Origin of the sequence: Pelagibius sp. (genome assembly GCF_965249265.1) — a bacterium.
Lineage (GTDB): Bacteria > Pseudomonadota > Alphaproteobacteria > Kiloniellales > Kiloniellaceae > Pelagibius.
Window position 1 is genome coordinate 1,727,825 of record NZ_OZ252224.1, and the last position, 12,176, is coordinate 1,740,000.

The following is a 12,176-nucleotide window of genomic DNA, read 5'->3' on the forward strand; positions in this document are numbered from 1 at the left end:
GTTTGCCTTTCGTCCGTTCCCGGACGTTGAGGTCCGACACGGGGGAGAGGTATTAGATGCAAAGATTTAGGTCGGGGGAAGCTAGCATGCGCTGGTCTCGCAGGACGAGTAAGACTCACATTAAAGCAGTACTTCTCAGTGGTGCTCTAATGCTGCCATTTGCAGTATCGGCAAATGCAATGACATTGCAGGAAGCTGTACAGCAGGCGATTTCAACAAACCCGGACATCGGCATTGTGGCCAGCAACCGTGAAGCGGTTGATCAGGAACTGCGACAGGCCCGGGGCCTTTACTTGCCGCAGATTGATGTGGCGGCCGGTATCGGTATCGAAAACTTCAACGACACGACGTCGCGCGCCAATAACAACGGCGGCACGGAGACGACCAATCGTCGCGAGTCGTCAATCACGCTGCAGCAGCGCTTGTTTGACGGTTTCGAAGCCGGCGCCACGGTCGAGCGCGAGCAGGCCCGCGTCGAGTCCGCGGCCAACCGGGTGTATGAAAACTCCGCGGTTCTGGCCCTTGATGCTATCGGGATTTACCTGGAAGTCCTGCGTCAGCGCGACCTTGTGAAGCTGGCTGAGGACAACGTTGCCTATCACCAGCAGGTGCTGAGCGCTCAGCGCGAGCGGCTCCAAGGCGGTGGCGGCAGTGAAGCCGACGTGGCGCAAACCGAAGCCCGTACGGCTCGTGCTGATAACACCCTGATCGAAACCCTGAACGATCTTCGGGACTCGGAAGCGGTGTTCACGCGCATTATCGGGTCTTTCCCGGGTAATGACCTGACCTATCCGGAGTTCCCTGCCGGCTCTCTGCCGGGTGATCTGGATGAAGCTGTCCAGTTGGCCGTGCGGAACAACAACACCACGAAGATCTTCGAGGCGGATGTCCGGACAGCGGAAGCTGAGGTCGAGCTTTCAGAGGTGCCGCTCTACCCGGCGATTACTCTGGAAGCGCAGTCCGAATACAATGACGGCACGTCGGCGTTGGACACCTACGAGTTCAACAATCAGGTGATGGTGCGCGTTCGCTGGAACATCTTCCGTGGCGGTATTGACCGGGCGGCAAGGCAGGAAGCGCTTTTCCGTCTGTCGGAAAGCAAGAACCGGCGCTACCGCTCGGTGCTTGAGTCGCAGCAGGAAATGCGGACGTCCTGGTTCGCCCTGGAAGCGGCCCGCGAAAGCATTGAAGCTCTTGAGACGGCGCGGGACTTCAACCGCTCGACTCTTGACGCCTACGAGCAGCAGTTCGAAGTGGCCCAGCGTACCCTGCTGGACGTCCTGGATGCTGAAAACGAACTCTTCGTTTCCGAAGGGCAGTTGGTGACGGCTCAGACCAACGAGCAACTGGCTTCCTACCGGGTGCTTGGGGTCGGCGGCGTTCTTCTCGAGACCATCGGCGCTTCGGCGCCTGAACAGGCGGTCGTCGAGGAAGTGTCCTGGGCCGAGGGCCTGGTCGACTAAAGATCGCCTCAGCCGCCCGCTTGCCGGCGGCAGGGCAGAGCAAAGGACAACGGCGCCTTCCGGATGGAGGGCGCCGTTTTCTGTCGTCCCTGAGGATATCGGGCGGCGGGTATCTTGAGCCTTCAGGCACCCCTCGGATGCCGCCCGCGTGCCTGCCGCTCACGAGCAAGACCGCAATTTGGGGTGTTTGATCTGGAAATAGGATTTTGAACCTATATTTCAACCCTCCATTTTGCAGAATTGTTGTTCTTTCCGGGCAGAGGTTCTATCTTTAAAACTAGTGTTTGAAAGATCTGGCCGGAAGGCGGCCGTCGGGTATGAATGAGAGCAAAACAGGCACGGACCTGCCGCAAGCCCCTGTCAGCGCGGAAGCGCAGACGGATCACGGGCTGCTGCTCGACGTCGAAAACGACGGACTTCCCCTGGTCATCGTCGAGCCGGGCGGCCTTTCGCCGGCCGAGGACCCAGCGGCTGATTCGGTACTGCTGGAACTGGATGACCTGCTGCCGGACCCGGAAGGGGAGGTGGTCCTCTTCACCGGCGATGACGTATCCGTCAACATCCTGACCAAAGAGACAATCACCGGCTTCGGGGTGGCTGAGGAGCACATTACCGCTTCCGGCGTCGATGTTACCGGCTTGAACTTCTACAGTTTTGAGGGCGGCTTAACCGTCTACAGTTCAAGCGACGTCCTGATCATCAACGATCCCAATATCGCCTGACCAGTGTTCGCCTGACCAGTGTTCGCCTTGTCAGTGTTCGCTTGTCGGGGCTCTGCTCGGCGGCATCGGCAGGCTGCCAGCAATGCCGGGCCGCTTCGCCTGTAGTGACAGCCACATGACGGCGTAGAACTCCTGGTAGGTCTGAGAGCGCAGGGCGAGGATCGTTGCCTGGGCGGCATTCACCCGGCCTGGGGCGACATAGAGCAGCTTGGCATCGGCTTTCGCCTCCCGCCCGTTCACCAGATCCTGCCAGACCTCGGTCAGCGAACGCCTGGTGCGGACCTGAACCAGAGTGGTCAGTTCGGCACCGATAACCGCAACATCGGCCGGACCCAGCCATTCGCCGAAAGCCCCGTTGTAGGCGATCACCGTTCTGTAGCGCGACAGGATAAGGCCCGGGTTGGGGCAGTTCGTCACAACGTCCAGAAGCCCATGATGGGTTGGGCCTAGGGTTTCCCGCGCCAAGGCCTGTTCCCCCTCAAGCATGCAGAAAACCCGCAGATAGGAAGAGAAGTTCGGGCCCTCATAACGCTCAGCCAGTTCGGCGACAAAGCGGCCCAGACGCAGCCGCTGACGTTCAGCCAGAACCTCGAGGGTTTGCCAGTAGATCGGTTCCAGCCTTACCGAGTAACGCTTGTTGCGATACTGGACGATACGGGGCTTGGGCGCCTGATTTCCAAAAGATGTCGGGGCCGGTATCTGCAAAGCGTTCAATCCACCTGCTCAAAAGCATCGGTAGATTACGCATACATAAATATGGCGTTGTCTGCAAGCGGCCGGAGGGGGCAGGGCTCGATTTTCAGGGCAGCATGATGTCTTCGTGGTCGCCGATAATGCCGCCCAGATCCGACAGATTGCTGCGCAGTTTGTAGCGGCGGGCAAGCTTCTGCTGGGCCGGGGCCGGAAGATCCGTAAGCATGAAAACCCGCTTGTCGATCAGAACGGTAATGACGTCCTCGATGACGCGGATGAATTCCATGTCCGAGGCTTCGAGCTCGGCGCGGATCTCGGACTCGCCTCGGCCGCTATTGAGATAGGACACCAGTTCGGGATCATCGAGAGCGACCTGTTCATAGGCCATCTCGGTCTCGCGCTCCTGGACATCGGTGATATGTCCCTGGTCATCTCTTGCCACGTAGGGCATGTCCATGGTCCTCCCTCGACGCGCCAAGGTATTCAGCTATTAGTTAACATCGGGTAAGCAACGACAGGTGGAGCGCCCGTCGGGCCCGGGACGCCTCGTTTGGCGGGCCTCCTGCTTTTTGCTTGCTGCGCGCGGTCAGTTAGCGAAACTAGCTCAGTCTTTCCCGTTGCCGATTCGCCCGGGCCATGCCTGTCATTGTCAGCAAAGCCAATACCCGAGATCCGGAGTTCGCCGAGAACCGGCGCGCCAATCAGGCCCTTGTGGATGATCTGGCGGCGCAGGTCGAGCGTATCAGAATGGGCGGCGGCGAGCGGGCGAGGGGGCGGCACGAGGGGCGTGGCAAGCTGCTGCCGCGCGAACGCGTCCGCGGCTTGCTGGACAGCGGTTCCCCCTTCCTGGAGCTTTCGCAGCTTGCCGCTTATGGGGTCTACGCGGACGATGTGCCCGGCGCGGGACTGATCGCCGGAATCGGCCGCGTTTCCGGTCGCGAGTGCATGATCGTCGCCAATGATGCGACCGTGAAGGGCGGAACCTACTATCCCCTGACCGTTAAGAAGCACCTCAGGGCCCAGGAGATCGCAGAACAGAATCATCTGCCCTGCATCTATCTGGTGGATTCCGGCGGCGCAAATCTACCCAATCAGGACGACGTCTTTCCGGATCGTGATCACTTCGGCAGGATCTTCTTCAATCAGGCGAACATGTCGGCCAAAGGCATTCCGCAGATCGCCGTGGTGATGGGCTCCTGCACCGCCGGTGGGGCCTATGTGCCGGCCATGGCGGATGAGAGCATTATCGTGAAGGAGCAGGGCACGATTTTCCTGGGCGGCCCGCCTCTGGTGAAGGCAGCGACCGGCGAGGTGGTGACCGCGGAAGACCTGGGCGGTGCCGATGTTCACACCCGGACCTCCGGCGTTGCAGACCACTATGCGGAGAACGACTCCCATGCCCTGGCGATTGCCCGGCGCGTGGTGGCTTCGCTGAACCGGCCGAAGGGACAGAGCCTGGAAGTCAGCGAACCTCAGGAGCCGCATTATGATCCGGCGGAGCTCTACGGGCTGATCCCGCGCGATCTGCGCAAACCTTACGATGTAAGAGAGGTCATCGCCCGCATCGTCGATGGCAGCGAGCTGGATGAATTCAAGGCGCTTTACGGCCAAAGCCTCGTCTGCGGCTTCGCGCGCATCTGTGGCTACCTGGTTGGCGTTCTGGCGAACAACGGCATCCTGTTCTCGGAGTCGGCCGTGAAGGGCGCCCATTTCATCGAGCTCTGCTGTCAGCGCGGCGTCCCGCTGGTGTTTCTGCAGAACATCACCGGCTTTATGGTCGGGAAGAAATACGAAGCCGGCGGCATTGCCAAGGACGGCGCCAAACTTGTAACCGCCGTTGCCTGCGCCCGGGTTCCCAAATTCACGGTCATCCTCGGTGGGAGCTTCGGGGCAGGTAACTACGGTATGTGCGGCCGCGCCTACAGCCCGCGGTTCCTTTGGATGTGGCCCAATGCGCGCATCTCCGTTATGGGCGGTGAGCAGGCGGCCACCGTAATGGCCACGCTGCGGCGCGATGCGGTCGAGGCGAAAGGCGGTCAGTGGAGTGCGACCGAAGAGGAAGCCTTCAAGGCGCCGATCCGCGAGCAATACGAAGAGCAGGGGCACCCCTATTACGCAACGGCGCGGCTGTGGGACGACGGTATCATTGATCCGCTGGATACCCGCATGGCCTTGGGACTTGGCCTCTCGGCGGCTTTGAATGCACCGGCTGAACCGACCCGGTTCGGCATCTTCAGGATGTAGGGCCGATGGTGTCGCCGTTCTTCGTTCAAGCGATCGACCCGCAGGGTGTGGCGCGGATCACGCTGACCCGCTCCGACATGCACAACGCCTTCAACGAGGTTTTGATTGCCGAGCTGACGGCGGCCCTTGAGGGCCTCGGCAACGACGACCGGGTGCGGGTGGTTGTGCTGGCGGCGCAGGGGCGCAGTTTTTCCGCGGGCGCCGATCTCAATTGGATGAAGGCGATGGCCGGCTTCTCCGAGGCTGAGAATCATGAGGACGCACTAAACCTCGGGCGCCTGATGCAGACATTGAACGACCTGCCCAAGCCGACACTGGCCTTGGTGCAGGGGTCTGCTTACGGCGGCGGTGTGGGGCTCGTGGCCTGTTGCGATATCGTTGTCGCGGCAGAAGAGGCGAAGTTCTGCCTTTCGGAAGTCAAGCTGGGCCTGATCCCGGCTGTCATCTGTCCCTATGTCATCGCAGCGATCGGTGAAGCTGCCGCGCGTCGCTATTTCCTGACGGCAGAGCCGTTTTCCGCCTGGGAAGCCCAGCGCCTGGGGCTGGTGCACGAAGTTGTGGAACCCGGGCGTCTCGAACAGAAGGGCCGGCAGGTCGCTGCCACGCTGCTGGAAGGCGGCCCCAAGGCGCAGGCAGCGGCAAAGGATCTGATTTTTACGACGGCGGCGGCTGCGCCCGATGACGATCTGATCGAGGAGACGGCGAGGCGTATCGCCACGCTGCGTGCATCAGACGAGGGGCGGGAAGGGATCACCGCATTTTTGGAGAAGCGAAGGCCGAATTGGCAAGAGGATTGAGGCTTCATGCAAAAGCCTGACCGCTACTGGCTGCCCGGGTTGGTACTGACCCTCGGTCTTTACCTTCTCGTCTCCCTGGCCGTTGCCGAGCGCTTCGACCTCTTCTTCTTCATAATGATGGGCACATTGGTGGTCTGTGTGACCCTGTTTTATCGTCTTTTCCCCGGCAGCCGCTTCACGACGATCGCCCTGGCGAACTTTCTCTCAGTTTACGCCTGCCTGTTCATTTTCTTTGTCCTGTCGAACTTCGAGTCCGCCACCGACTGGTCGGTACGCTTGTCCTTTGTGATGCCCATTCTCGCCTTCATGGCCGGTGCTTGGCTGCGCCGTGGCGCAATCCATCGCCTTGTCAGGCACGAATCCGATACGCGGGTCCATTACTCGCCGCGGGTATTCTTCTGGCTTCTGCCTGTCCTGGCCGTAGGTCTGGCAACCTTTCTGGTGCCCCACCAGGGGTATAGCCCGGAGACGGTGAGCCTGTTTCTGATCGGCAGTATGGGTATGATTGCCCTTCTGGTCCTGGCGGTCAGCCGTGATGTGACGGCTTTTCTCTTGGAAACCGGCCTGCTGTTCGAGGATTTCTTTGCCCGCGCTTCGGCCCTGATGGCGCCGACCTTGGCCTTCTTCACCTATTACTCCTTCGTCGTCATCGTCTTCGCGGGGTTTTACCGGATCCTCGAGCGGATCATTCCCGGTCCTCACTTCATGATCGCCGGTGAGGCCAGGCCGATTTCTTTCGTCGAGAGCCTGTATTTTTCCATCATCACCCTCAGCACGGTCGGTTACGGCGACCTTGTCCCGCTGAGTATGCTGGTGCGCGCGGTGGCGTCGTTGCAGATCGTCATCGGTGTCTGGCTGATCATCTTCGGCTTCTCCGAGGTGCTGCGCTACGCGCGCGAGCATCGCCCTCATGATCGCCGCAGTTAGAGGCGCGAAGACAGCATGCATGAACCGGCACATCTGAACGAAGTCTTGGTCTTTCTGATCGCGGCGGTTTGTGTCGTGCCGCTGTTTCGCTGGGCGCGATCCAGCTCGGTCCTCGGTTACCTTGCTGCCGGCGTTCTGGTCGGGCCCTCGGCCCTGGCCTTGGTCAAGGACCCGGACAGTGTTCTCTTCCTGGCCGAGTTCGGCGTCATCTTTCTGCTCTTCACCATCGGATTGGAACTCTCCGTCGAGCGGCTGAAGGTGCTGAGGCGCTTTGTCTTCGAGCTCGGTGCTGCGCAGGTCGTCGTTACCGGATTTCTCGTCGGCGCCATCGCCATGTGGTTCGGCCAGCCCGTGGAGGCCGCGGTGGTGATCGGTGGCGGCTTGGCGCTTTCGTCAACCGCCTTTGTTGTCCAGATGCTGGTCGAGCGGGGCGAGATGGCTTCGCGGTTCGGGCGCATGTCCTTTTCCATCCTGCTGTTCCAGGATCTGGCCATCGTGCCACTGCTCGCTTTGCTACCGCTTTTGGGGTCGCCGGATGCAAGCCTGGCAGAAGCGTTGGGGATCGCGTTCCTGAAAGCCCTGGGGGTGGTCATCGCGGCCCTGGTCATTGGCCGGCGGGTATTGCGGCCGATCTACCGCGTCATCGCCTCCAGCAGGCTTCAGGAGCTCTTCGTCGCCGCAACCCTGCTGGTGGTCCTCGGCTCCGGCTGGCTGATGGCACTGGGGGGCATCTCGATGGCCCTCGGCGCTTTTCTGGCCGGCCTTTTGCTGGCGGAGACCGAGTACCGCCACCAGGTCGAGGCGGACATCCGGCCTTTCAAGGGGCTGCTGCTGGGTTTGTTCTTCATGGCAGTCGGTATGAGCATCGACCTCTCGCTTGTGGCGCAGGAGTGGCCCTTGATCGTCACGGGTCTGGTGGTCCTGATGGTGATGAAGTCCGTGATCACCGTCCTGCTGTGCCTTGCCTGGCGTCTGCCGCGCGATGTCGCCCTCAGGGTCGGTCCTCTTCTTGCCCAGGGCGGCGAGTTCGGCTTCGTGCTTTTTGGCGGTGCCATGATTCTTGGACTGCTGGATCGCGAGACTGGTCAGATCCTGCTGGCCGTGGTCGCCCTCTCCATGGTGGCGACACCGGCCGTTGGATGGCTCGGAGCACGGCTGTCGCGCTGGGCGACACCGCAACCGGTCGCCGGTTTGGAGGGACTTAAGGAGGAAACCGAGGACGTCAGCGGCCATGTCATTATCGCCGGCTTCGGCCGGGTCGGTCAGACTGTGGCCCGCGTGCTTTCGGCCTGCGGGCTCTCCTACGTCGCCCTGGATATGGACCACGCCCGCGTCACCCGCTGCCGGCGTGACGGCCTGCCGGTCTACTACGGCGATGCCTGCCGTGTTGAGGTTCTGGAAGCAGCAGGTATCGAACGTGCCCGTGCCGCGGTCATTACCGTCGATCGGTCGGGCGAGGCGAGCCATGCCGTGGAAGCCTTGAGCCGCCGGATGCCGGCGGTGCCGGTTTTCGTGCGATCCCATGATCTTGTTCATGCCCAACGGCTGGAGGAGGCCGGTGCCGCGGCGGTGGTTCCGGAAGCCGTGGAGGCCAGCCTGCAGCTTGGTGGAATCCTCTTGTCATCCGTCGGCGTCGGCACCGATGATGTGAACCGGGTGATGGCCGACTTTCGGGCCGACAACTATGCTCTGTTGGAAGACCTGGACGGGAAGGTCGGCAAGGCCACTGCGAAGCGCAAGTAGAGAGGGCAGGTTTTGTTCCAAAGCATTCTGATCGCCAATCGTGGTGAGATCGCCTGCCGGGTCATTCGCACGGCACGCCGTCTGGGATTGCGGTGCATTGCGGTTTATTCGGAGGCCGATGCCGATGCCGCCCATGTCGAAATGGCGGACAGCGCGTTCTGTATCGGTGCGGCGCCGGCTTCGGAAAGCTATCTGAAGGGCGATGTCATTCTGGCCGCCGCGAAGGAGGCGGGGGCCGAGGCCATTCATCCCGGCTATGGCTTCCTCTCCGAAAATGCCGACTTCGCTGAGGCCTGCAGCGCTGCCGGCATTGTTTTTGTCGGGCCGCCGGCCGCGGCCATTCGCGCCATGGGCTCAAAGAGTGAGGCCAAAGCCATTATGGAAGGCGCCGGCGTGCCCCTGGTGCCGGGTTATCATGGTGATGCTCAGGATGTCGCGATCCTGAAAAAGGAGGCCGACAAGCTGGGCTTCCCATTGATGGTGAAAGCCTCGGCCGGTGGCGGCGGCAAGGGGATGCGCATCGTCGAAGACGCGGGGGATTTCTCGGCCGGTCTGGAAGCGGCGCAGCGCGAAGCCATGGCCGCTTTCGGCGACGACCATGTCCTGCTCGAACGGTTTTTGCCGTCGCCCCGACATGTCGAGATACAGGTCTTCCGAGACGATCACGGCAAGGCGGTGCACCTCTTCGAACGCGACTGTTCCTCGCAGCGCCGCCATCAGAAAGTGATCGAGGAGGCGCCGGCCCCCGATCTGCCGGCACCCGTTCGCAAGGCTATGGGTGCGGCCGCGGTTGCTGCGGCGGTGGCGATCGACTATCGCGGCGCCGGTACCGTCGAATTCCTTTTCGATGGCGAAGCCTTTTACTTTATGGAGATGAACACCCGCCTGCAGGTCGAGCATCCGGTGACTGAGATGATCACCGGTGTCGATCTGGTGGAATGGCAGTTGCGGGTTGCATCAGGTGAGCCGCTGCCCCTGGCACAGGATGAATTGACAGTCTCCGGCCACGCGATCGAGGCGCGGATCTATGCCGAGGACCCGGGCAACGGTTTCCTGCCGTCGACCGGGCGGTTGCTTTATCTGGGGTTCCCGGCCGAAGAAGACGGTCTCCGCGTCGACAGCGGCGTACGCCAGGGCGATGCGGTGACGGTCTACTACGACCCGATGATCGCCAAGGTGGTCGCCTGGGGCGAAGACCGGGAAACGGCGCTGCGGCGTCTCGACAGGGCCCTGGTGCAGACCGAAATCGCCGGCGTCACCAGCAATGTCGCTTTCCTTCGGGCCATCCTCGGCCATGGCGTTTTTCGCCGGGGGGCGCCGGACACAGGCTTCATCGATCAACACCGTGAAGGCCTGGTGCCCGAGCAGGGAGCCGTTCCCGATAAGGTTCTGGCAGCGTTGGCGCTGGCTGAAATGCGCTGGCGCAGCCGTCAGGCGCGTCTCGCCGCTGCCGGTTCGGGCGATCCCTATTCGCCCTGGCGGCTCACCAATGGCTGGCGCCTCAATTCCGAGACCCATAGCGATCTGACCTTTTTGGATGGGGAGGACGCTTTCCTTATCTCGCTGCACTTCGGCCCGGAGGGGCTGAGTCTGGCTTTGCCGTCCGGTGAACAGGCGGTGCGCATCGAGGAGATCGCTGAGGACCACTATGCGATCCGCCTGGGTCAGGAATCCTTCCGCGCCCGCGTGCTTGGCGACGGTGAGCAGCGCTGGGTTCTCATCGACGGGGCCGTCTACGTGCTGGCGCTGCAGGACCTGCTGCATGGCGCGCCGGCGGAGGCCACCGGCAGCGGGCGGATCACGGCGCCGATGCCCGGAAAGGTGATGGCCGTGCTTGTGGGTGCGGGTGAGGAGGTCGCGCAGGGGGCGCCGCTGTTGCGCCTGGAGGCCATGAAAATGGAGCACACGCTTACGGCACCCCATGACGGGCGCATCGAATCGCTGAACTGCACCGCCGGCGAACTGGTCGATGAGGGCAGCGAACTTGTGGTTCTGGCGGAGGCATGAGGCGCGGCCGGTTCAGTATCCGCATTTTTGCGATAGACTGCCGGGCGCTCTCGTTGTCCGGCCGATAGAAGGGAAGGGACGTGGCTTTTCCCAAAACCGTGGAACTTGTTGAAGTCGGCCCGCGCGATGGCCTGCAGAACGAGCCGCAGTCTCTACCGGCGGCGGTAAAGGTCGAACTGATCGAGCGCCTCGCCGAAGCCGGCTGTCCGGTGGTCGAGGCCGGGGCCTTCGTGTCGCCCAAGTGGGTCCCGCAGATGGCCGACACCAGCGAAGTCCTGGCCAACCTGAAGCGCAGGGCCGGCGTCCGCTATCCGGTGCTGGTGCCCAACGAGAAGGGGCTGGAGCGGGCCTTGGCAGCCGATGTCGGGGAGATCGCCGTTTTCGCCGCCGCTTCCGAGACCTTCTCCCAACGCAACATCAACTGTTCGATCGCTGAAAGCCTCGCCCGTTTCGCCCCGGTGGCCGAGCGCGCCAAGGACGCGGGCCTGCGTCTGCGCGGTTATGTTTCCTGTGTGCTCGGCTGTCCCTATGAAGGGGTGGTGCCGCTGGCCAAGGTGACGGAGGTTTCCCTGGCCCTGCGGCAGCTCGGCTGCGACGAAGTCTCCCTTGGCGACACCATCGGCGTCGGCACGCCGCGGCGCGCCGCCGAGATGCTCTCCGCCGTCGCTGCACAGGTGCCGGTGGAGCATCTTGCGGTGCACTTTCACGACACCTACGGACAGGCTCTGGCCAACATCCTGGCCTGCCTGGAACTGGGGGTCGGAACCGTCGATGCGGCGGTTGCCGGGCTCGGCGGCTGTCCCTATGCCAAGGGGGCCTCGGGCAATGTTGCCAGCGAGGATGTGGTCTATATGCTCGACGGCCTGGGTATCGAGAGCGGCATCGATTTGGCGAAACTGGCGGAGGCGGGGGCCTTTATCTGCGAGGCGCTGGGGCGCCGCTCCAACTCCAAGGTGGCGCTTGCCCTGGCCGGGCGCGCAGCCTAAGCCTGCTGAAAGATCAAGGGGACGGAACGGATCCTATGGTGCTTCATATGATGAAGCTCTGCGTCGGTGTTGAGACCATGGAGCAGCTGGAACAGAGCCAGGCGCGGCGCTTGCGCCGGGGCCAGCGCCTGTTCCACGACACCCGTATGATGCCCAAGCGGGCGGACGACATCATCGACGGCGGATCGCTCTACTGGGTGATCAAGGGCCGCTTTCAACTGCGCCAGGAGATTGTCGATATCACCCGGGAGAACGATGGCGCGGGGCGTGGCTTTGCCCGGCTGCACCTCGGCCCCGATCTCCACCGGGTGATGCCGCGGGCCCAGCGGCCTTTTCAGGGCTGGCGCTATCTGGAGGCCGCGAAGGCGCCGCAGGACCTGCTGACGGAGGGCCCGGGGGCCGAGGATCTGCCCCCGGAAATGCAAGCGGAACTGCGGTCTCTGGGCATTCTTTAAAAAAGTTTCGCAAAGGCGTTTTTCGGTCTGGACAGGCCTCCGGCAAGCCCCTATATACAGCTCCGCCGACGCAGAAACCTGCGGGTTTCGCAGAGGCTCCCAGAGAGCGAGTTTTCCACAGCCTATAGGCGTTGAAAGC

General features: G+C 62.4%; 11 protein-coding genes. 9 read left to right on the forward strand and 2 right to left on the reverse strand.

Going from position 1 to position 12,176, the window contains the following annotated elements; all coding sequences use genetic code 11:
• Nucleotides 1-179 precede the first annotated feature (179 nt).
• Both ACP146_RS08120 and ACP146_RS08125 read left to right on the forward strand, forming a co-directional pair.
• Entirely contained in the window at nt 180-1,463 is a 1,284-nt protein-coding gene (locus tag ACP146_RS08120; RefSeq protein WP_422366257.1) for a TolC family outer membrane protein, read from the forward strand.
• Nucleotides 1,464-1,780: 317 nt separating this feature from the next.
• Nucleotides 1,781-2,185, forward strand: a complete 405-nt coding sequence (locus ACP146_RS08125) for a hypothetical protein (RefSeq protein ID WP_422366258.1) — start codon at nt 1,781-1,783, stop codon at nt 2,183-2,185.
• A gap of 30 nt (nt 2,186-2,215) precedes the next feature.
• Here the strand turns inward: ACP146_RS08125 and ACP146_RS08130 are convergent, their stop codons facing one another.
• Both ACP146_RS08130 and ACP146_RS08135 read right to left on the reverse strand, forming a co-directional pair.
• Complete coding sequence (locus ACP146_RS08130) at nt 2,216-2,899, reverse strand: ribbon-helix-helix domain-containing protein (protein WP_422366259.1); 684 nt, start codon at nt 2,897-2,899, stop codon at nt 2,216-2,218.
• A gap of 85 nt (nt 2,900-2,984) precedes the next feature.
• Nucleotides 2,985-3,335, reverse strand: a complete 351-nt coding sequence (locus tag ACP146_RS08135) for a hypothetical protein (protein ID WP_422366260.1) — start codon at nt 3,333-3,335, stop codon at nt 2,985-2,987.
• Nucleotides 3,336-3,514: 179 nt separating this feature from the next.
• On the opposite strand from ACP146_RS08135, the gene ACP146_RS08140 reads away from it, so the two are divergent.
• The 7 genes from ACP146_RS08140 (at nt 3,515) to ACP146_RS08170 (ending at nt 12,037) form a co-directional block, all read left to right on the forward strand.
• Nucleotides 3,515-5,122 carry a carboxyl transferase domain-containing protein gene (locus ACP146_RS08140; protein ID WP_422366261.1) on the forward strand — a complete coding sequence of 536 codons (1,608 nt, stop codon included), beginning with the start codon at nt 3,515-3,517 and terminating at the stop codon, nt 5,120-5,122.
• A gap of 5 nt (nt 5,123-5,127) precedes the next feature.
• Nucleotides 5,128-5,919 (forward strand): enoyl-CoA hydratase/isomerase family protein, encoded by a 792-nt coding sequence (locus ACP146_RS08145; RefSeq protein ID WP_422366262.1) that lies wholly within the window; start codon nt 5,128-5,130, stop codon nt 5,917-5,919.
• Nucleotides 5,920-5,925: 6 nt separating this feature from the next.
• Nucleotides 5,926-6,846 (forward strand): ion channel, encoded by a 921-nt coding sequence (locus ACP146_RS08150; protein ID WP_422366263.1) that lies wholly within the window; start codon nt 5,926-5,928, stop codon nt 6,844-6,846.
• Between the two features lie 15 nt (nt 6,847-6,861).
• Complete coding sequence (locus ACP146_RS08155) at nt 6,862-8,589, forward strand: monovalent cation:proton antiporter-2 (CPA2) family protein (RefSeq protein WP_422366264.1); 1,728 nt, start codon at nt 6,862-6,864, stop codon at nt 8,587-8,589.
• A 12-nt stretch (nt 8,590-8,601) separates the two neighbouring features.
• Nucleotides 8,602-10,596, forward strand: a complete 1,995-nt coding sequence (locus ACP146_RS08160) for an acetyl-CoA carboxylase biotin carboxylase subunit (protein WP_422366265.1) — start codon at nt 8,602-8,604, stop codon at nt 10,594-10,596.
• Between the two features lie 80 nt (nt 10,597-10,676).
• Nucleotides 10,677-11,582, forward strand: coding sequence for a hydroxymethylglutaryl-CoA lyase (locus ACP146_RS08165; RefSeq protein WP_422366266.1), 906 nt, complete (start codon nt 10,677-10,679; stop codon nt 11,580-11,582).
• A gap of 35 nt (nt 11,583-11,617) precedes the next feature.
• Nucleotides 11,618-12,037 carry a DUF1489 family protein gene (locus tag ACP146_RS08170; protein WP_422366267.1) on the forward strand — a complete coding sequence of 140 codons (420 nt, stop codon included), beginning with the start codon at nt 11,618-11,620 and terminating at the stop codon, nt 12,035-12,037.
• The last annotated feature ends 139 nt before the right edge of the window (nt 12,038-12,176 follow it).